This is a genomic window from Akkermansia muciniphila, assembly GCF_040616545.1.
Classification (GTDB): Bacteria; Verrucomicrobiota; Verrucomicrobiia; order Verrucomicrobiales; family Akkermansiaceae; genus Akkermansia; species Akkermansia muciniphila_E.
This window is the reverse complement of record NZ_CP156688.1, coordinates 239,793-260,232: the sequence shown is the minus strand read 5'-3', so window position 1 is coordinate 260,232 and position 20,440 is coordinate 239,793. Positions and strand designations below refer to the sequence as shown.

The 20,440-nt window shown below is 57.1% G+C and carries 13 protein-coding genes; 9 read left to right on the top strand and 4 right to left on the bottom strand.

Annotated elements, in window-relative coordinates:
* Positions 1-10: 10 nt before the first annotated feature.
* The 5 genes from ABGM91_RS01015 (at position 11) to ABGM91_RS00995 (ending at position 3,835) form a co-directional block, all read left to right on the top strand.
* Positions 11-880, top strand: coding sequence for an RDD family protein (locus tag ABGM91_RS01015; protein WP_354833033.1), 870 nt, complete (start codon positions 11-13; stop codon positions 878-880).
* A 67-nt stretch (positions 881-947) separates the two neighbouring features.
* Entirely contained in the window at positions 948-1,727 is a 780-nt protein-coding gene (gene lpxA, locus ABGM91_RS01010; protein ID WP_354833031.1) for an acyl-ACP--UDP-N-acetylglucosamine O-acyltransferase, read from the top strand.
* A gap of 4 nt (positions 1,728-1,731) precedes the next feature.
* Complete coding sequence (locus ABGM91_RS01005; RefSeq protein WP_354833029.1) at positions 1,732-2,418, top strand: HAD family hydrolase; 687 nt, start codon at positions 1,732-1,734, stop codon at positions 2,416-2,418.
* A 30-nt stretch (positions 2,419-2,448) separates the two neighbouring features.
* Positions 2,449-2,745, top strand: a complete 297-nt coding sequence (locus ABGM91_RS01000) for a hypothetical protein (protein ID WP_354833027.1) — start codon at positions 2,449-2,451, stop codon at positions 2,743-2,745.
* A gap of 373 nt (positions 2,746-3,118) precedes the next feature.
* Positions 3,119-3,835 (top strand): SDR family NAD(P)-dependent oxidoreductase, encoded by a 717-nt coding sequence (locus ABGM91_RS00995; RefSeq protein WP_354833025.1) that lies wholly within the window; start codon positions 3,119-3,121, stop codon positions 3,833-3,835.
* Between the two features lie 437 nt (positions 3,836-4,272).
* Here the strand turns inward: ABGM91_RS00995 and ABGM91_RS00990 are convergent, their stop codons facing one another.
* Together ABGM91_RS00990 and ABGM91_RS00985 are read right to left on the bottom strand one after the other, a co-directional pair.
* On the bottom strand, positions 4,273-5,523 hold the full coding sequence (locus tag ABGM91_RS00990; protein WP_354833023.1) for a DNA recombination protein RmuC: 1,251 nt from the start codon (positions 5,521-5,523) through the stop codon (positions 4,273-4,275).
* Between the two features lie 17 nt (positions 5,524-5,540).
* A complete protein-coding gene (locus ABGM91_RS00985) occupies positions 5,541-8,207 on the bottom strand; it encodes a transglycosylase domain-containing protein (protein ID WP_354833021.1) in 2,667 nt (888 codons plus the stop codon).
* A 195-nt stretch (positions 8,208-8,402) separates the two neighbouring features.
* On the opposite strand from ABGM91_RS00985, the gene ABGM91_RS00980 reads away from it, so the two are divergent.
* Both ABGM91_RS00980 and ABGM91_RS00975 read left to right on the top strand, forming a co-directional pair.
* Positions 8,403-9,371 (top strand): trypsin-like peptidase domain-containing protein, encoded by a 969-nt coding sequence (locus tag ABGM91_RS00980; protein ID WP_354833019.1) that lies wholly within the window; start codon positions 8,403-8,405, stop codon positions 9,369-9,371.
* Positions 9,368-10,540 carry a PDZ domain-containing protein gene (locus ABGM91_RS00975; protein ID WP_354833017.1) on the top strand — a complete coding sequence of 391 codons (1,173 nt, stop codon included), beginning with the start codon at positions 9,368-9,370 and terminating at the stop codon, positions 10,538-10,540. Before ABGM91_RS00980 ends, ABGM91_RS00975 begins: the two co-directional genes overlap by 4 nt.
* Positions 10,541-10,914: 374 nt before the next feature.
* Here the strand turns inward: ABGM91_RS00975 and ABGM91_RS00970 are convergent, their stop codons facing one another.
* Complete coding sequence (locus ABGM91_RS00970) at positions 10,915-11,727, bottom strand: hypothetical protein (protein WP_354833015.1); 813 nt, start codon at positions 11,725-11,727, stop codon at positions 10,915-10,917.
* A 492-nt stretch (positions 11,728-12,219) separates the two neighbouring features.
* On the opposite strand from ABGM91_RS00970, the gene ABGM91_RS00965 reads away from it, so the two are divergent.
* Positions 12,220-13,005, top strand: a complete 786-nt coding sequence (locus tag ABGM91_RS00965) for a class I SAM-dependent methyltransferase (protein WP_354833013.1) — start codon at positions 12,220-12,222, stop codon at positions 13,003-13,005.
* A 243-nt stretch (positions 13,006-13,248) separates the two neighbouring features.
* On the opposite strand, the gene ABGM91_RS00960 is transcribed toward ABGM91_RS00965, so the two are convergent.
* The gene (locus ABGM91_RS00960) at positions 13,249-16,164 is read right to left on the bottom strand and encodes a hypothetical protein (RefSeq protein ID WP_354833011.1); all 2,916 of its coding nucleotides are present in this window, start codon (positions 16,162-16,164) and stop codon (positions 13,249-13,251) included.
* Between the two features lie 309 nt (positions 16,165-16,473).
* Between ABGM91_RS00960 and ABGM91_RS00955 the strand changes: the two genes are divergently transcribed.
* Positions 16,474-20,427, top strand: coding sequence for a hypothetical protein (locus ABGM91_RS00955; protein WP_354833009.1), 3,954 nt, complete (start codon positions 16,474-16,476; stop codon positions 20,425-20,427).
* Positions 20,428-20,440 lie beyond the last annotated feature (13 nt).

Genomic DNA, 20,440 nt, shown 5'->3' with positions numbered 1-20,440 from the left:
GAACCGCCTCATGGATATTTACTGGATTCAGGATCATGAAAAGAAGGGGCCTCTGCCGGAGGTGGAAGTCATCTCCATGCTGGAGGCGGGCCTCATACCGGAAAACGCCCGGGCATGGCATGCCGGATGCGCGGAATGGGTGCGCATCCATGACCTCCCGGTGCTAAAGGAAATGTTTGCCGTCCGGGAGGAAGAAGAGGAACGGCGGAAGGCCGGGGAAGAAGCTCCGGAGGATGCTGCTGCGGAAATCTCCGTGGCGGAACCCGCGGACGGGGAATCCTTGCCGGAGGAAGAAGCGGAAAAGGCCCCGGAGGAGGACGTGGTGCTGGTGGTTCCGTACCCGTACGTGCGTTTTCTGGGAAGAATGGCGGATGTGATGATGCACATGACGCTGTACCTGGCCGTGCTCAGGGTACTGGGCCTGGGCTTCAGCCCGGACTTTCTCCCCGGCTCCTATGAAGCCCTGCTTTACCTCTGCCTGCCGCTCGTGCTCATTGAAGCCGCCTTTGTGGCGGCGCTGGGCACCACGCCGGGAAAAGCCATGCTGGGCGTCTCCGTCAGGGACTACCGCGGGAACCGCCTCTCCTTCTCCACGGCGTTCAGGCGCTCCCTGTTCGTCATGGTGCTGGGCCTGGGCTGCTTTGCCCCCTCCCTGATGCTGCTGGCCCTGTTCTTCTCCTGGTGGTGGGTGCGCCGTTTCGGCTTTACCCCGTGGGACCGGAAGCTGGGCACCACGGATGTGCTGAATGACTCCCTTAGCCTCCGCAAGGTGGTGATGACGCTGGTGCTGATCATCCTGTGCCTTCAGATCATGTACGTGCTGCTCATTCCCTGGCTTCCGGAGATGGAGGCGTATGTCAGCTCCTCCGGACAAATGTGACAAAAAGGCATTCCGAGCGGGATTTAGCCTTTTAATCACCTGAATTTGTTTCATACTTGCCCCAGCCATGCCAGAAATACACCCAACGGCAGTAGTGCATCCTACTGCGGAAATAGCGGATGATGTTAAAATCGGTCCCTTTTGCGTTGTCGGAGAACATGTAAAGCTGGGCCCCGGCTGCGTGCTGCACAGCCATGTGGTCATTGACGGCCCTTCCTCCTTCGGCAGCGGCAACGAGTTCTTCCCGTTTTCCGTCATAGGCCTGAAAAGCCAGGATTTGAAATACCAGGGGGAACCGACCTACCTGGAAGTGGGGGACAACAACGTCTTCCGTGAAAACGCCACCATCAACCGCGCTACGGACATAGGCGGCGCCACGCGGATAGGCAGCAACAACCTGTTCCTGGTCTCCTGCCATGCCGGACACGACTGCCAGATAGGCAACCATGTGATTTTCTCCGGCTTCGCCACCGCTGCGGGCCATGTCACGGTGGGGGATTACGCCATCCTGGCGGGCTGCTGCGCCGTGCACCAGTTCGTCAGCATCGGGGAGCACTCCATGGTGGGAGCCATGGCCCGCGTGGCCCAGGACGTACTGCCGTACACCATTGTGGAAGGCCATCCGGCCGTGACGCGCTCCGTCAACTCCATCGGCATGCAGAGGCGCGGATTTTCCGAGGAAGACCTGAGGGCCGTGCGCATGTGCTACAAAAAACTCTTCGTCAACAAGAAGCTGACCGTTCATGAGGCCCTGGAGGAACTCCGGAACTCGGACTATGCGGAAAATCCCTGCCTGAAGAGAATCATTGAGTTCGTGGAAACTTCCGAACGCGGATTCTGCCATTGAGGCCATGAAAACGGGTTTTGTCTTTGACCTGGACGGAACGCTGGTGGACTCCATTCCCGGCATCGCCCGCGGGCTGAACCTGGCCTTGAAGGCTCTGGGGTATCCGGAGCATTCCGTGGATGCCATCCGGGGAATGGTGAGCCGGGGCGCGCGGGAGCTCTGCCTGGCTTCCCTGCGGGAATACTTTCACGGGGAGGTGCCTGAAGAGGCCTTTGAAGCGGTGCACAAGGGGTTCATGAAGGAATATCCCCATACCTGGCAGGACGGCACGGCGCCGTACCCCGGCATCCGTGAAATGCTGCTGGAACTGGCCGCGGAGGGGCATCCCCTGGGCGTCCTGTCCAACAAGCCGCATGTGGTCACGGGTCCGCTGGTGCGCCATATCCTTCCGGAGGTGCCTTTCCAGGTGGTGATGGGCTTTTCAGACCGTTTCCCGCGCAAGCCGGAGCCTGGTTCCCTGCTGTCCATCGTCCATGCCTGGGGCATGGAACCGGGGCAGGTGTGTATGGTGGGGGATTCCGCCCACGACGGCAACACTGCCGTGAATGCCGGAACGCGCCTGGTACTGGTGGGGTGGGGCTACAGTTCCCGCGCCGCGCTGGACGCCTTTCACGTGCCGGTGTGCGCCTCCGCGGCGGAACTGTCCGCCCGGTTGCGGGAGGAAGACAGCTTGTTGTTCCCGATCAGATAATAAAGACAGGGAAAGGAGAAGTTCCTCGATATGCACCAGTACACCCAACAGAAAGAAGAGGAAATATCCGCGCTGGAATCCCGGTTGGAAAGGCTCAAACAAGACTTTGAGCCGTACAAGGCGCAGGAAGACATCAATCTGCTGCTGGCTATCTTGCCGACACTCGGCGAGAACCTGCGTATGGCGCAGTTATGCAAGGGTGTAGGATTGACGGTAGAGGCTATTAAGAAGTTTTTAGAGGCGAAACACTCTCCGTTACGGGCAAACTCCATTCGACCGAACATAATCGGTCATTCGGCGTGCAGGATGCCAAGCTGCAAATCTTAAAGGAGCAACGCGAGCCGAACAACCCCGATAAGTACCGTCTATCTATTGACACGCAGAATATCATCGGCTGGTTCAGGGAGCAATACCAACGAGTGAAACAGTCCGTTAGACTCCATATCAAACCTATCCCACCACAGCCAAAGAAAGGAAGAGGAATATAATCGCATAAAATACATAACTCAATAAAAATAAATAATTTAAGATATAATGCGGGCTGTTTGACAGAGATTTCGTATTTTTGCGAGTGTAGAGTGCTATATTTATTCTTTCTGCGCATTGTGTATTTTGAATAATTATTGAGCCAACACAAGAATTATGGGCAAGTGGATGGAAGCACCATACAAGATATGAAAAATGTAAAAATATACAGTAAATGAAGAAAGCAATAATTATTGGTGCAACCTCAGGAATTGGAAAAGCATTGGCGAAAACGCTAATAAATGATAACTATGAGGTTGGAATAACAGGCAGGCGTACAGAACTCCTTAATGAATTAAAAGCAGAAAATACAGAAAAATATTATATCCAAACACTTGATGTTGCAGATACCGAAAGAGCGATAGAAGCTATAGAAAAATTGGTTGAAGAACTCGGTGGATTGGATTTACTTATTATCAGTTCAGGAACGGGTGATATAAATAAAACGTTAGATTTTCAAATAGAAAAAAGAACAATAGATGTGAATGTAACAGGATTTACAAGTATTGCAGATTGGACATTTAATTTCTTCGAGAAGCAAAAATATGGACATTTAGTTGTTATCAGTTCCGTTGCAGGGCTTCGAGGAGAATGGCAAGCTCCTTCGTATAATGCTACGAAAGCATATCAAATAAATTATGCGGAAGCATTAAGAAAGAAAGCAAAAAAAGTAAAATCGCAAATATTTGTTACGGATATACGACCAGGGTTCGTTAATACAGATATGGCAAAAGGTGAAGGTCTGTTTTGGGTTGCAAATGTTGATAAAGCTGTAAAGCAAATTTATAGTGCTATCAGGCGAAAAAAAGGAGTTGCATATATCACTAAACGCTGGTGTTTCGTTGCTATGATTCTAAAACGACTGCCAAATTTCATTTATGATAAAATGTGATTAAATTACTGATAGACGAATACCTGCCCGTACCACGTGGTTTTGGCGTTAGTCGGGCTAATGAAAGGGCAATCCTTTATTTATCTGAACACAAAGGTATATTCCAAGAGCGGAACGTCAACACCGAGCCGCAAGCGGTTTTTAGAAATTTCTTCCTTTTTGCTTCACAAAAAGAGTAAATCTCTAAAAAGTGTTGCCTTATTTGCTCTTTCCATAGGAGGAGTGTTTACCAGATAAAAAAAGGGAAATACATGCTTGAAGTGCCAAAGAAATTCCGTGTCTTTATCCCCGAGTTATTTGACAGTACAGCACCGCAAATCGCTGGAATACGCACGGTTACTAACTCGTTACCTCTGAAATTCAAAAACTCTGCTAAAATTTTATTTCTCAATCGGTTATGTCAAACCGATGAAAATCTGAAATAAATATTTGTTGGTTTAAAGAGGGGGAGAAATGTCCGCGGATTTTGCCTGTAAGGTGATGTCTTCCAGATTGCCGGGCAAATCCTTGGTGGACGTGACGCCCAGGTTTTTCAGCCTCTGCGCCCGGGGAATGAAGCGGTGCTCAAAGGAGGAGACGGTCTTGTTATACTGGGCCACCGCTTGGTTCAGGCTCTTGCCCAGGGAGGAAAAGTGGCCCGTGAGGATGGAGCAGGTGTTGAACAGGTCCGCTCCCGCCTCCGAGATTTTCTTGGCGTTGTCCGCCAGTTGTTCCTGCTTCCACCCGTACGCGACGGTTTTCAACAGGGCGATCAGGGTGGAAGGAGTGGAGAGGATAACCTTGTTCTCCGCGCCGAACTCAATCAGGGAGGGGTCCGCTTCCAGCGCCGCCTGGAAAAAGGCCTCCCCCGGAAGGAACATGATCACGAATTCCGGGCACGGGGAAAACTGGGCAAAGTAATTCTTGGCGCTCAACTGCTGGAGGTGCCTTTTCACGTCTGCGGCATGGCGGCTCATCAACTGGCGGCGCTCCTCCTGCCTGTCCGTCTGTCCCGCGCTGAGGTAGGAGGTCATGGGCGCCTTCGCGTCAATGATGATGGAACGGCCTCCCGGCAGGTGGACTACCATGTCCGGGCGCACCCGGTCCTCTTCCCTGGAACGGGTTTCCTGCGTGGTGAAATCACAGTACTCCACCATTCCGGCCAGTTCCACCACGCGGCGCAATTGGAGTTCCCCCCACTGGCCGCGCGCGCTGTTGTGGTGGAGGGCCTGGGAAAGCCTGGCGGTTTCATTCTTCAGGGCCTCGTTCCCGGAAAGGATATAGCGGATCTGCGTTCTCAGGTCCGTATAGGCGCCCACGCGCTCCTTCTCCATCTCTCCCAGCCGGGACTGGACGAGTTTCAGGGACTCGCTCACCGGCTTCAGCATGGACTCAATGGCCTGCTTGCGGGATTCCAGTTCATGGTTGGCCTGCTGGCGCTGGTTCTGAAGCCGGGTTTCCGCCAGGTTCAGGAATTGTTTTTCCGAATTGCGCAGGACCTCCGCGCTGATGCCCGCGAAGGAATCCTTGAGCACCTCCTCCGCCCGGTGGAGCATCTGGGTTCTGTCCTCCGCCCGTTCCTGCCAGGAGCGGGCTTCCGCCTCCAGGCGGACGGAGCGGTCACGGTAGCGCAGCAGGAAAACCAGCAGCACCGCGCAGGCGGCCAGCAGCAGAAGGGCCGCAATCCAGGGGATCAGGGGGGAATTCATGATAGGGAAAAGGTAGTTCAGATGGGGGTGGCGTAGGGGATGCCGTCCGTCTCTTCCACGGGCTCGGCCAGGGGGATATTATCATCACTGCCGTCAAGCGGCTCCGCAAAGGGAATATTCTCCTCCGTATCCGGCTCCGCCATGGGGATGTGCTTTTCACACATTTTGGTGGGGGCATGGTAGCCTGCGGAAGTTTCAAAATAAGCCGTTTTGGCATACTGGCAGCCGGAATGGGCCAGTTGGTTGGACTCCCGGCAGACGAGCACGGCCTGGCCTTCCGAACCGGGGCTGGTTCGGATGGCGTTGGCGGGGTAGCCCTCCTTCTGGGCCGCCAGCATGATGTCCACCCAGACGGGCAGGGCCAATGTGCCGCCGTACCCTTTTTCCAGAATCTTGGTGGAGGAGTCAAAGCCCACCCAGACGCTGCACGTGAGGTTGGAAGTATATCCGGCGAACCACGCGTTCGTGTAATTGTTCGTGGTCCCGGTCTTGCCGCCGCAGGGGGGCTTGAAGCCCAGGGTGGTGATCCTGCCTGCCGTGCCTCCGGGTTTGCAGACCTGCTGGAGGATGGAGGAAGTGATATTGGCCGCCCGCTGGGTGTATACGGTGCGCTTGCTCCTGGTGATGGCAAAGCGCGGCTGCCCCCTGGAATCCGTAATGTGGTCAATGATATACGGCGTGGGGCGTACGCCGCCGTTGGCAAAAACGCTGTAAGCGCTGGCGATGTCCAGCGGAGAGGCTTCCCACGTGCCCAGGTAAAGGGCCGGAGTGCGGGAAATATTCCCGTGGAAGCCCGCCAGCTGGGCGGACTGGATGACGTTGGACAATCCGGCCCGGTTGCCGATGCGTACGGACATGGTGTTGCGGGAAAGAATGAGGCCGAAGGAGGCCGGCTTCATGCCCCGGTACGTGCCGTCCGAGTTGCGGGGGGACCAGTTGGCGGCTCCGCGTATCTCCCCATAGCCGATGCGGTCGTCGGAAATGCGGGTATCCGCGGAATTGCCCTGCTGGAAAAAGGTGGCGTAAATGAACGGCTTGAACAGGGAGCCGGTCTGCCTGCGTGACTGGATGGCGCGGTTCAGCTTGGATTCCTCCGCATCCCGGCCGCCGACGACGGCGAGAAGCGCCCCGGTGGCGTTGTCCATGACTACGGCGGCGGACTGGATGTAATTGGGCATGGGAGGCTGCGTCCCTTCCTTCCGTTCCGGGGGGAGCGCCTTCCAGGCGGCCAGGGCCGCTTCATATTCCGCCTTGGTGGTCAGCTTGTTCTTGAGGATTCCCTTCTTCTCCCGCCTGGCTTGCAGGGAAGCCAGGTGCTTCCTGAAATCCTTGCGCGCTTCCAGCGCTTCCATGTGCTTGTTGATGGCGTCCAGCGTGGCGTTCTGCAGGTCAAGGTCCAGCGTGGTGTGGACCACCAGGCCGCCCAGGCGGATATCTTCTTCCTCCAGAATGGCGTCCAGCTCCCGGCGCACCAGGCCCATGGCGTAATTCTCCTCTGACCGGGACTGGGGCATCCGGGTAACGATTGGTTCCGCCAGAGCCGCCTCATACTGCACCCGGGTGATCTTCCCCTCCTTTTCCAGCAGGCCCAGGACGATGTCCCGCACCTTCTTGGCTTCCTCCGGATGCTTGATGGGGGAGAAATCGTTCGGGCCGTAAATAATGCCGGCCAGGGTGGCGCACTCCGACAGGGAAAGGTCCCGCGGCTCCTTGTCGTAATACCCGCGCGCCGCAGCCGCAATCCCCAGGAAGGTATGGCCCCAGAAAATGCGGTTGATATAGGTCTCCAGAATCTCGTCTTTCGTGTAAGTGGCTTCAATGCGTTTTGCCAGCGCCACTTCCGTCAGCTTGGCGTGCAGGTTGCGCTCCTGGTGGTTGTACGTGATTTTGGCAAGCTGCATGGTGAGGGTGGACGCCCCCTGCGTGGCCCGCTTGTGCTTGAGCACCTGCGCGAAGGCGCGGCCAACGCCTATCCAGTCCACGCCGCCGTGGTCGTAAAAGCGGTTATCTTCACGCAGGATCAGGGCGTCAATGAAAATGGGGGGAACCTCTTGGAGGGAGACGCGCTTGCGGTTTTCCCCGTGCAGGGTGCCGATGGTGCGGTTCTTGCGGTCCAGAATCACCGTGCGTTCCGGAATATTGCTCTTGACCTCGGAAATGTCATAGCGGTTGGAAATGGTGCCGTACAGGAATACCAGGATGGAGCCTATCACGATGCCCGCAAAGCAGCACCCCAGCAGGATGCGCAGGGGCCATCTGACGAACCACTGGATATTCCGCGTCAGGGAGCCGATAAAGCGGAACGGCATCAACAGGACGAAGAGCAGGGCTCCGAAAATCGTAAAACGCGGCTTGCGCGGCCTTCCCGGGCGTGCGGAGCGGGGGGCCTCTCCGGGTTCATCGTAGTCATCATACTCCTCCGGCGGTGCGGGCCGGGAAATGCGGCGCGGACGGGGCGGCGGCGCATCATTCCGGGAAGAACCGCCGCGGGATTTCCCGGTTCTGCGGGTGGGCCCGGGAATCACGGCCGGACCGGGGGCCTCTGGCGGCAGGCCGGGATAGGACGGGCGGGGGGCAGACCTCTTCCTGCGTTCCGTTGGGGGACGGGAAGCCGCTTCATCGTCCTGGATGCGTTCCCGCCAGGAGCCGGCATTTCGTTTCCGTGATTTGTCGTTTAAACCCATCCGTGGGAGGAATTTATCATAAACAACCGGGATGGTCTAAGCAAAAGATAGGGCCCCATGTCGCAATTGTTAGACAAATTTGTATCGGTTTAAACGTTTATCTGGTAGGATATGTCCTATCATACGATTATCGGTAATTTCATGATATCAGCATTCAGGATGACGAGTTTTTATTACTTGGTCGTTGGGGGGCTTATGTCCCTGTTTTTAGGGGGAATGAGCCTGGCGGGAAATGTCTCTTCCATGGCGGATTTGCAGAAGCATGTGCATGAGGTGGCTTCCAGGGCCACGGCTACCACGGTGGCTCTGGTTTCCGACGGAGGGGAGACGGGTAGCGGGGTGATCGTCACGCCGCAGGGCCTTATTTTAACGGCGGCCCACGTGGTGGGCGGTGATGAAATCATGCGCGTGGTCTTTGCGGACGGGCGCGTGGTCAAGGGCCGCGTGCTGGGCGCCAACTTTACGCGGGACGCCGCCATGGTGCAAATCATCGGAGGCGGAAACTATCCCCATGTGGAGCTGGGGGAATCAGACGGGCTGCATGTAGGTGACTTTGTGGTGGCGCTGGGCCATTCCAAGGGATTTGACCCGGAGCGCCGTGCTCCCATCCGCATGGGACGGTTGTGCACGGACGGAAAGCAGCGTTTCCTTATTTCGGAATGCACGCTGATCGGCGGGGACTCCGGCGGCCCCCTCTTTGACTTGTCCGGCAAGCTGGTGGGCATTCATTCCTCCATAGGCCCCATGTTGAAAATCAACAACCATGTTCCCGTCTCCGTGTTCCGGAAGGACTGGGACAGCCTGCTTGCCGGGAAACACTGGGGCCAGCTTGGCCTTCACCCCATGGCTGACCCGGAATCTCCCGTTCTGGGATTTGCCATGATGGACGTGCTGGGCGTGGACGGCGTGGTAGTGCAGGACGTGGTGGTGAACTCCCCGGCGGATACCGCGGGCATCAAGCCCGGTGATGTCATTACCCACATGGACAGCCGGAGCCTGCGTTCCGTGCGGGACATGCTCCGTGAGCTGGGCAGGCACCGCCCCGGGGAAACTGTTCCGGTGGTGGTGGTGAGGAAAGGAACTGCCTACAAGGCGGACCTTACATTCGGCAGGCGCGGAGATTTGATGTCCGGCCTGAAACATGAAGAAGAGACTCAGGGATGATGATGAAATATTTATGGGCGGCTTTGGCGGCGTCCGCCGCCTGTGGCCAGGAAATAGCCTCCCCACTTCCCCCGGAGCAGATGATTGCCCCGGAGGACAGGGCGGTGCTTGACAACCAGGCCAAGGAAATCTTCCAGGAATGGGACAAGGTGGCCGGTCCGGTGGGCCGGTCCGTGGTGGCGCTGGTAGCCGGCAACACCCAGGTGGCCCTGGGAACGGTGGTGGGGAAGGGAAAAGTGCTTACCAAGCTGAGCGACCTTCAGAAGGAGCGGCGCCCGGTTATGCTGGTGGACTCCTCCGGACGGGTTTACGACGCCAAGGTACTCTTTGCCCTTCCGGAACACGACCTGCTGATGATGGATGTGCCGGGGCTTCCTGCTCCTCCCATTGACCTGAACTCCTATGTCCAGGCGGAGGAAGGGGATGTCATTGCAGCCGTATCCCCTACGGGGCATGTCAGTGACTTCGGCGTGGTCTCCGTGGCGCAGCGCAGCTTGCGGGCGGACGACCAGCCCTATCTGGGCATCGTTTCCGATCCCCGCTGGGATGGGGAGGGGGTAATGATCGGCGGTGTGGAAGCCGGAAGCGGCGCGCACCGCAGCGGCCTGCTGGCCGGAGACCTGCTGATGAAACTGAACGGAAAGCCGGTGGACGGCATGTACTCCATCCGCGCCGCCATGGTCGGGGTGAGCCCCGGTGAAACGGTTCCCGTGGAGGTAAGGCGGCAAAATCAGGTGATTGAAGGAAAACTCCTCACCGGCCCCCGGCCCAAGGTGATGAAATTTCCCCAGAAACGCCTGGACATGATGAACTCCATGGGCAACCGCATGAGCCTGAAGCGTGATGAATTCCCGCTGGTCATCCAGTCGGACATGACCCTGTTCCCGGAGCGTGCCGGATGCCCGGTCATTGACGTCAACGGAAAATTTGTAGGGCTGGCCCTCAGCCGCGCCGGACGTACGGAAACCTACATTCTGCCCTCCTGGATATGCCGGGAACTGGTGGAAGGGGTGCTTCCGCAGGTACAGCAGTACCAGGCCGGGCGCGGAGAGGACATTCCGGAAGCCCAGCCGGTGGATGATACCTATGACGCGCGCCGTCTGGAAGAAAACCGCCGCAAGGTGGAAGACAAGATGAGCCGCCAGGGACTGGTGCCCAAGGTCTATTAGGTTGGAGTGGCTCCCTGTGGATGAAGCTTCCGGGCGCTCCTGAGCGTCAAGGCTTCTTTCCGCCGTCATCCGGTGGACGGAAAAGGCCTGATTCTTTCATGCCGTGCTCCTGTTCCCGCAGGAATATGGCCGTTTTACCCGGAACGGAAAGCGGCCGGGCGGCTTTGCCGGAGGCGCATCAGCATTCACTCCCCGCCGGGGAGCGTCCCGGTCTTTTACGCTCGGATTCCGGAGAATGGTTGGAGGAGTGCATAAAAAACGGGCTGTGACGCCCGTTTTCCGACTGGTCCGGGATGCTCTCGGACTCTTGAATGATTATTCATCCCGGCCTTCCGCATCTGGGGAAAAACCGGGAGGGAAAAAGACCTGCTCCGCTACTTGGCGGAAGAGGCGGAAACCGGCTTTTCCTTGAAAATCATCAGCTCCGTCAGAACGACGGTGCGTCCGGAGGAATCCGGGGAAATAATCATGACCACTTTCCGTCCCGGATAGGTGATCAGCATCATGCCTCTGTCCTTCACCTTGACGACTTTGCCGTTCTTCAAGCGGGTCATGTACGTCAGATTGGCGGGAGTAGTGCGGGAATCCTTGCTGTCAGCGGAATCCTTGCCGAAAATGTAAGTGGATTTGCTGGGCAGTTCAATGGCGCTCTTTTCGCCCTGCGGCGGTTTGGGAAGCTCCAGGGTGAAAGTACGGCCGGTCAGGTTCTGGATGTAAATGCAGTTCAGCGGCAGCTCCGCCTCATTGATGAAATCCAGCGTGAACTCTCCGGTGCTGTTCTTTCCTACCAGCGCCAGGGTTTTGGGGCCCAGGTCGGTCGGCAGGGGTTTGCTGACGAGCTTGTTGGTCGGCATGCCCTTCTGGTCCAGGCCGCCGAACAGGGTGATGATCCTGCTTTTGGGGTATACGCTGCGGCGTCCGGGAAGGGCGGCGCGGATTTCCACCTTTTCCAGCCTTTTGGGATCAATGGGCATGTAAATGGGGGATGGCAGGGACATGGGCGCCTTAAGGACGAACCGGATGCCGTTGACGGAGGCGGGAGGAAGGGACTTGTCCACGGTATCGGCTGCCGGAGCATTCGGTTCCGGTTTGGCAGGCTCCGGCTTGGCGGGGGTGCGGGTTTGTCCGTGGACGAAAGACACGCTTCCGAGAAGGCAGGTAATGGTCAGGACAGGTAAAAGGCGCATATATTCGGGGGAGTGAAAATAAAAGGAAGGGGCTTTTGTCCGGCTGCATGGACCCTTGACAAACAATCGTGCGGGAGAACATGCGGCAGGCTGAATCCACCGGAAAGCCCGGATGGGTTTTATATCCCTTGTGAAGTACAGGAATGAGGAAGGCCGTGCAAGCTCAAAGTAGGGATGTTGGAGATAAAAAATAGAAAATTCCAGCGGTCATTAGACCATTTTCCCAGCCCGGAACCCTATGAATTCAGTATCTCCGTTATCTATGGTCCCGTCTGCACAGGGTAAAATGATACCTGATGGGGGGCCGGATGAACAAAAAGGTTGATGCGCGCGGACATGGAGCGCTGATATAATAAGCCGTCCGGCATTTCACAGGATGATATTTTCATGTAAAGGAGATGAAATCTTGTTTGTTCCCCCTGGTCGGATAAGGTGCGTTTGCGAGAAGGCTCTCTTAACGGAGAAAATGAGGCGTGGCAAAGGGAGATGTGGATGAATATTATCCATAAAAACATAGATGGAGGAAAAGCCTTTGGCTGGGGCACGGCTTCGGCAGACTATGCCCTGTTCCGCGATATTTACCCACAGGAATTCTACGATAAAATCATTAACCGCAACCTATGCGTAAGCGGTCAAAATGTACTTGATACGGGCACGGGAACAGGAGTTCTTCCGAGACACATGCACCGTTACGGAGCAAAATGGACAGGTACGGATATTTCGGGAAACCAGATTGAACAGGCAAAAATTCTTTCAGCCGGCATGGATATTGACTATCACGCCGCATCCGCTGAAAACATGGATTTTCCCGATTGTTCATTTGATGTAATTACCGCCTGTCAGTGCTTCTTTTACTTTAACCATGAGCAGGCTATGCCCGGGTTTTTCCGCATGCTTAAACCGGAAGGGCGTATTCTTGTATTATACATGGCGTGGCTCCCCTTTGGGGATAACATAGCAGGAGCCAGTGAAAAACTGGTGCTGAAATACAATCCTGCGTGGAGCGGCGCGGGAGAAACGGTGCATCCGGTAGTTATACCCGGGTGCTATCATGAACTGTTTGAGCTCGTTTACCACGAGGAATATCCTTTAAGCATACACTTTACCCGTGAAAGCTGGAATGGAAGAATGAAAGCCTGCCGGGGCATCGGCGCTTCCCTTGCAGAAAAAGAAATTGCCGCGTGGGAACAGGAGCATATGAAACTGCTTGCTGAAATTGTCCCTCCGGAATTTGACATCCCGCATTACGGAGCTATTGCTGAACTTAAAAGAAAATAAGCGCCGGATTCAGTTCATGAAACTGGTTTAATAACTTTCTGTTTTCCCGCCTTCTCCCCCGTCTACAGGGTTGATGATGTCCATTGCCTCCGCCAGTAGAGCTGCGTGTAAAGCCCATCCCATCCATCCACCTCACTCTTCCCTCCTTGCGCCTGGGCGCAAAAAAGCGCCGCTCCCCCCTCTCTGTCCGGGAAAGCGGCGCTGGTCAGACTCTTCTTCTCTCTCTTCTGTTCTTCCTCTCTCCTACACCTCCTCGGGAGACAGCCAACGGAAGGACACGATGTTGAACTTCCTCCCAAACGCCTTGTTCACCGCGCTCAGCTCCGTCTCCTCCAGGGCGCCGCTCTTCATGTTGATCTTCTTGACCGGTGTTTCCGGGCTGTTGACCGGGTCCACGTAGTTGATCCCCCTCTGCACCACCGCCTCGCACCACGCGCGCGACAGCACCACCCCCTCGCGGCTGGTCAGCTCCCCGTAGGCCCGGATCGTAAACGTATCGTCACGCGTCGTCAGAATGTTGCCTAGTACTGCCAGCACGTCGGACTGGATCAGGTAGCCGGGAGCCGCCGTATACACCGACCCCTTGGCCGCGTCCTGGTTCGGGTACCCTCCCTTGGGCGTGATGACCATGTCGGAGAGTTCGTCAAACGTGCTGTTGATGGAGCTTTCGTCAATAGCCGCCTGAAGCGCCCCCTTCACCCCCATCTCCCCGCTCTGCAGGCGGCGGTTGACAAAGTCGGACATGTTCAGGAAGGGCCCCCTCTTCTTGACCTCCTTGACCATGTTCTGGGCCAGGGACTTGATCTGGGAGTCGCTGAGCGTTCTGAGGTCCGACCACGCCATGGCCTCCCCGTCCGGGATGCCCTGCGTGACCCCCACCGAGCCGTAGTCGTCCACGTGGGACTTGTCGCTGCTGGCCACCCCGAAGCGGGAGAAGGCCGTCTGGCTGTTGCTGAGCACGGAGGGCATGCCGCTCCTGGAGTAGAGGAGCTTTCTCTTTTTCAGCCCCAGCAGGGTGGCCTCCCAGGCGCGCTGGGAGGTGGAGTTGACGTTGAAGCCTCCGGCCACGGTGAGGTACTTGCCGGCCTGCTTGTAGCCCTCGTCGGCCCTGGAGAGTTCGTCCACGACGGCTTCGGCGGGCTTGCCCTGGAGGTCCGGGACGAAGCGCCTGTTGGCAATGCCTGCGGCCTTGTTGGAGGAGGCGTCCGTGGAGAAGGCTTCCTTCAGGACGGTTTTGAGTTCTTCCTTGCCCGTGCCGCCGATGCTGGAGGGGCGGGAGGCCAGGGAGGAGGCAAACCAGGAGTCCCAGAGGGCGTCGTTGATCATCAGGCCGTGGTCCCAGAAGTCCCCCAGGGAGGCGTCTCCCATGATTTCATTGTGGGAGAAGACCTTGTCCGGGGGGAGCATGGGGTCGGCAAAGGCGTTGCCGATACCCACGCCCGGAACGCCGGACTGGTAGGCGAAGCGCTTGGCGATGGCCGCCTTGGAGTCGGTCTTGTACCATCCCGGGGTGAGGCGGCATCCGGCAAAGCCCGCCAGGCTGGAGGGCTGCTGGAAGGGGAGTTCAGCGGCCACGATCTTGTTGACCTGCTCGGCGCCCGGTCCGCCGAAGGGGGAGAGCCTGGTGCCGTCGTTGGAGAGGATGTTGGAGATGGTGATGGGGAAGAAGTCGCTGTTGGCGTTCTTGACTTCAAACTGGTAGGGGCTGTAGAGGCGTCCGAGCTCGGATGCGGTGGGCATCTGCCCGCCCCAGAAGAGGGGGCTGGAGTGCTGCCAGGTCTTGGCGCGGTAGTCCTTGCCTTCGGGGTAGGCCCCAATGACCGGAGGCTTGCCCCATTTGATCGATACCCCGTAGTAGGCTATGAACGTGGAATCCTGGGAAGGCGTTCCATATTCACCGGATTTTTTAGCTTCTTCATTGGGCCCTTCATTATCCTGCCACAAGTCCGCGGGGAACCTTACCTGGTCAATCAGAGGTTTTTCCCACGCACCCCAGTTGAGGTTCAGGATAGTGGGCATCGTCTTAGAGAAAATGTCAATTTCTGGCGTACTCGTGCCGTTGCGGGAGGATTTGGAATTCATTTTCCTGGGCTCCATCAGCCCGGCCGTCGCCATGAACGTGCCCAGATTGGAATTTGATGAATTCTCGCTGTATTTCATGGCAAGAACGTGGTTTTTGGGGGTTTCCGTAAGCTGGCTGGTATTTTCCGCAAAGATGACGGAAGCCTTGGCCGTGCCATTCTGTTCATAGCCGCTTCCTTCCAGCAATTCATAACGCAAGCCGTCCGTCAGGTTAACGGCATAGGAGCTCACCTGTCCCGGGCTCTGGTCCCAGCCTTCCTTGAGGGGGAATCTGTCCGGAGCGAAGTCTCTGTCCTGGTTTTTAGCCTGGTAAACTTCGTTGCCGTGAACGATGTTGGAAACAACGGGCTGGGCGAAGACAACGATTTCACCCGCCTTGAGCGTGGAGGAACCGCTCTTGTCCGGAGAGCCGTCACCCTTAAGTTTGGCTGTGGTATTGAAGGAAGCCCCGAAGTCGGCTACCTGGCGGTTGCTGTAGGAAACGTTTTTCGTGTAGGGAACCAGCATGGATTCGGAGTGGTTGGCCAACAGTCCGTCATCCAGGGAATTCCAGGCAAATTTAATGTTGTGGGAAAGCAGCAAGGGCATGAAGCGGTGTTCGCCGAAATAGCCACCCCAGGGTTCTCCGGACGGCCCCTGGAATTTCATGTCCACGTTGTACGGGTTCCACCAGACGTACACCGGGATCACGGAAATACGCAAGTCAATCCAGCCGCCGCGGTTGGGATGCTTGTTGCCGTGCTTGATGTATTGAATCCCTACGAAAGAGTAGAAGCGCAGCAGGATGGGATGGCGCATGTACGTGTAGCGGTTGTCCATCATCTCCATATTCGCGGCGGAATCGGAGGCGATCAGCGTGCTCGGCGTGCGGCCGTCCCATTGCAGGGCCGCGGAGGCGTCCTGGCCTTCTCTCCTGGTGGAGGAATCCCAAACGTTGGCCCACAGGTAGAGCTGGTTCCAGGAGCCAATTGGGCGAGTTTGCTCCGTGGGGTTGCCGTCCTCGGAGGTATATGGCCGCAGGCCGATGTCCGCATTGTCTCCGCGGAATTCTTCCGGCAATTTGTCTTGGGAAAACATAATGTTCAGGTCTTTTTTAAGACCCCCGAATTTAGAATTCGATTTTTCATGTAAATACAATAATATGAGATTTTAAGAGCTGTATTTCCTGAAAATGTATAATTCCTGGTTTTTCCTTTCTCCATGGCGCTCCTCCCTCCATTTACCGTGTCCCCGGCATGCTTGGGTTGAACCAATTTTGAGCTTGCATGCACTAGCCCTTTTTTGTATTGACTAGAGTTAAGAATTGGCTCTTTGCATCTTCGTGACAGTGGGGGTTATCTCCTCAAACTTGAGCGGAAAAGTGCACGCCGGAATACACTATTTCTCATGAAGACTAAACTTTTCACCAAACGTCCTATCAGGCATGTCAGCAAGGGGTTTGCCCTGATTGCCACCATCACCCTGATGATGCTTCTGGCCCTCCTCAGCGTTGGCCTTCTTACCATTGCGTCCTCACAGGTCCGCATTTCCGAGAAGCAGCTTTTCGCCGCGGAAGCCAAATCCCTAGCCAAGCTTTCCCTGGAAGTGGCCCTGGGCCAGCTCCAGTGTGAGCTGGGGCCCGACCAGCGTGTTTCCGCCAACTCCGGCATCCTTTCCTCCGGAACCAGTGAAGGAAGCGCTCCCTACATCCTGGGCGTCTGGAACAGCTGGGATACCTGGCTCAACAAAAACAACTCCCAGGGCATGACCATTTCTTCCACTTATGATACGGGAAGAAAGGCCATGTTCCGCCGCTGGCTTATTTCCGACCCTGACCTGCGCAGGCTCAGCTCACTGGAAGCCGGAAAGAACCTGCTGGGCAAGCGTTCCCTCACCAATCAGAATCTCCGCAGTGTCCCCTTGGTGAATCATGGCACGGTGGGAACGCCCGTTGGTTCTAAAAACCAGGACAATAAGGAAATCTACGCCCGGCTCGTGCGCGTGGATGACTACTCCAAAAACCTGGGGCTGAAAAAGAACGCCAATTCACGCAAGTACATTGCCTGGTGGGTAACGGGGGAAAACCAGAAGGCGCGCATCAACCTGATGCCGCACGCCTCTGAAGAAAGCACGGATGCCTTGACGGTGCTGCGCTCCACATGGGACACGCCCGGGCCGGATTTGGAACCCCTCAACCTTTCTTCCGTGATGGCCTCGGGCTCCGGAAACGACATGTCCGCCGTCAGAAAGCTCATCTCTCTTGATTCCCTGTTAGCTAGTAACAAAAACGGCCGCTTAAAGGATTTGGGAGAGGTTTATCATGACATTTCCCTGGTTTCTTCCAGCTTGCTCACGGATTCTAAATTCGGTGGATTGAAGAAGGACTTGAATATCATGTTCTCCCAGGAAAAACTGCCTGGGGAATTCCGGGGTGAGACCTCGGACGTCGGTCTGCGTCCGTACACGTCCGAGGACGGGAGCCCGACCGAGCAGAACCGCCCGATCGGCTCCTGGAACCAGCTCTACCTGTGGGCCAACGTTTGGGATTCCTCCACCAGGAGAGAAGGTCAGGACGCCTCCGCGGCCCTGCAATGGGACGGCCGCACGCCGAGCACGCTGATCGCCTCCGATTCCGCCGCGAACATGGAGATGATGGACAACCGCTACACATACATGCGCCATCCCATCCTGCTGCGCTTCTACTCCTTTGTCGGCGTCCAATACGCCAGATTCGGCGGAACCAACGGCCAGAACCCCTCCGTAAACGGGGGATTCATCAACCTGGCCTTTTCCGTCATCCCCGTTTATGTGTGGTGGAACCCGTACAATGTGGACATGAAATTCCAGGGGGCCAACGGAGAAGTGTGGGGAGCCTACTTTGGCGAGCACCGCTTCATGCCTATGATGTTTTCCCACAACATTAAAAACGGCGGCGGCGTAGGCGCCATGGGCAATTATACGGAACATCCCCTTACCCCTTACGTCCAGAATACCGTGGACAGAAACGACCGTCAGGTAGCGGACTTCGGCGCATCCTTCAGGGACAAGGTTACCTACCAGTCCGACGGGTCAACCACCAAGGGGAACCCCTCCACCCTGAAAGCCGGGGAAATCGTCATTTTCGCCCAGCCCATCCCGCTAATTGACGACATGTCCAACCCCTTCAAGAACAATTCCGTCTATCGCTCCAAGAGCAATAAGAACGACATTAAAACGGACAACTTCGCCATGAAGGAAGGCTGGTCTCTGGATTCCGCCCAAACCACCGGCTACTCCGTCAACATGTATTCCGGTCTGAAATACCAGAATTTTGACGGAAACAAATATCTGAACGGCGACCCGTTCATGGCGTCCGCCATTTTCGCCCAAAACTATGACGACCTGAAAGGCTGGTCCGGCACGACCTCTGACCGTACTCCTGCCGACCACATTCTCAGCCATAAATATACGGACGAGTTTAGTACCAGCTCCAAGAAGCTTGGCACCTTCGCCATGGGGGCGGGCCTGATGAGCGCGCAGCAGATCGGCCAATCCACGACGCTGAACGGTTCCAACACGGCGGATCCCGCCATCTTCTCCAAGACGATGCCCGCTGTGCTGAATCTCAACTGGGGAGCATGGGAAAAGCCCCTGCTGGACAACATCAAGTTCCCCGCCGACATGTGGAAAAATAACACCGGACCGGAAGAAAACAAGGAAAGGCAGGGTTATTATGGGGAAGCGGATCCGGACGCCCTTTTTATAGCCTACTACGGGGTATCCATCAAATGGGGCAAGCCTCCGGTCATTGGGGCCTACCCCGAAGGCAAGGACTACCGCGCCAAGACCTGGCAGCACTCCAGCCCCCTCTTCTGGGGCGGGCAGATGCCCACCGCATCCGAGCTCGGACGCCTCTACAGCCCCTACCAGTTTGAAGTCAAGAACGCCAACAGCGACTTCTTCCCCATCACCATCTCCAACATCCTCTCCAACGACGGCACCAGGCTCTCCCCCTTCGGCGGACCGGGCGCCGAGCAGGTCAACAAGATCGTGGCCGCTGAACTCCCCTTCCAGCAGCCCTCCAGCCTGGCGGGCTTTGCCGGATGCCGCCTCACCCCGGGATGGTACAAGACCGACTCCAAGGCGGCCATCGCCAAGCGCTTCGCCTACCAGTCCGGCGTTCCGGGCGTGGGTATCGGCAACGCCTTTGCCGACCCCATGCTCCCCCCGGACAAGGTCTTCTCCCACAATGAAATCATGGGAGACGCCTCCCTGGGGGACTTCTGGGACCACGGCCTGATGATCAACGACGCCCTCTGGGACTCCTGGTTTGCCTCCTCCCTGGCCTCCCGCCCCTCCAGCATCGGCGGCACGGGCAAGGAAGAACTCAAAACCGTCCTGAAGGAAGCCTTCTCCACGGACGCCTCCTCCAACAAGGCCGCAGGCATTGCCAACAGGCGCTTCGTCCCGGACCTCCAGGGCAAGCCCGCCGAAGCCGTCGTGGACGAACTCTCCAGGGCCGACGAGGGCTACAAGCAGGCCGGCAAGTACCTCACCGTGGCCGGAGGCTTCAACGTCAACTCCACCTCCCAGCGCGCCTGGGAGGCCACCCTGCTGGGGCTGAAAAAGAGAAAGCTCCTCTACTCCAGGAGCGGCATGCCCTCCGTGCTCAGCAACAGCCAGACGGCCTTCTCCCGCTTCGGGGTGGCCAGCAGCGACAAGTCCCACGTGGACGACTACGGCTCGGTGGGGGTCACGCAGGGCATCCCGGACGGGGAGGCCATGGCGTGGTCGGACCTCAGAACGCTCAGCGACTCCCAGATCAAGTCCCTGGCCCAGAACATGGTCAAGGAGGTCAAGAAGAGGGGGCCCTTCCTGAACATGTCCGACTTTGTCAACCGCCGCCTGCAGAGCGGGGAGATGGGGGTGAAGGGGGCGCTTCAGGCGGCTATTGACGAAAGCTCCATCAACAGCACGTTTGACGAACTCTCCGACATGGTCATCACGCCCAAGGGAGGGTACCCGAACCAGGACGCGGCCAAGGGGTCGGTGTATACGGCGGCTCCCGGCTACCTGATCCAGTCCGACGTGCTGGCAGTACTAGGCAACATTCTGACGACGCGTGACGATACGTTTACGATCCGGGCCTACGGGGAGCTGACCAGCCGCGAGGGGGTGGTGCTGTCGCGCGCGTGGTGCGAGGCGGTGGTGCAGAGGGGGATCAACTACGTGGACCCGGTCAACAGCCCGGAAACACCGGTCAAGAAGATCAACATGAAGAGCGGCGCCCTGGAGGAGACGGAGCTGAGCGCGGTGAACAAGGCGTTTGGGAGGAAGTTCAACATCGTGTCCTTCCGTTGGCTGTCTCCCGAGGAGGTGTAGGAGAGAGGAAGAA

Coding starts and splice junctions, on each gene's coding strand:
- ABGM91_RS01015 (WP_354833033.1), top strand. CDS start 11: ATGGATATTTACTGGATTCAGGATCATGAAAAGAAGGGGCCTCTGCCG.
- ABGM91_RS00955 (WP_354833009.1), top strand. CDS start 16,474: ATGAAGACTAAACTTTTCACCAAACGTCCTATCAGGCATGTCAGCAAG.
- ABGM91_RS00995 (WP_354833025.1), top strand. CDS start 3,119: ATGAAGAAAGCAATAATTATTGGTGCAACCTCAGGAATTGGAAAAGCA.
- ABGM91_RS01000 (WP_354833027.1), top strand. CDS start 2,449: ATGCACCAGTACACCCAACAGAAAGAAGAGGAAATATCCGCGCTGGAA.
- ABGM91_RS01005 (WP_354833029.1), top strand. CDS start 1,732: ATGAAAACGGGTTTTGTCTTTGACCTGGACGGAACGCTGGTGGACTCC.
- ABGM91_RS00975 (WP_354833017.1), top strand. CDS start 9,368: ATGATGATGAAATATTTATGGGCGGCTTTGGCGGCGTCCGCCGCCTGT.
- ABGM91_RS00970 (WP_354833015.1), bottom strand. CDS start 11,727: ATGCGCCTTTTACCTGTCCTGACCATTACCTGCCTTCTCGGAAGCGTG.
- ABGM91_RS00985 (WP_354833021.1), bottom strand. CDS start 8,207: ATGGGTTTAAACGACAAATCACGGAAACGAAATGCCGGCTCCTGGCGG.
- ABGM91_RS00960 (WP_354833011.1), bottom strand. CDS start 16,164: ATGTTTTCCCAAGACAAATTGCCGGAAGAATTCCGCGGAGACAATGCG.
- lpxA (WP_354833031.1), top strand. CDS start 948: ATGCCAGAAATACACCCAACGGCAGTAGTGCATCCTACTGCGGAAATA.
- ABGM91_RS00980 (WP_354833019.1), top strand. CDS start 8,403: ATGTCCCTGTTTTTAGGGGGAATGAGCCTGGCGGGAAATGTCTCTTCC.
- ABGM91_RS00990 (WP_354833023.1), bottom strand. CDS start 5,523: ATGAATTCCCCCCTGATCCCCTGGATTGCGGCCCTTCTGCTGCTGGCC.
- ABGM91_RS00965 (WP_354833013.1), top strand. CDS start 12,220: ATGAATATTATCCATAAAAACATAGATGGAGGAAAAGCCTTTGGCTGG.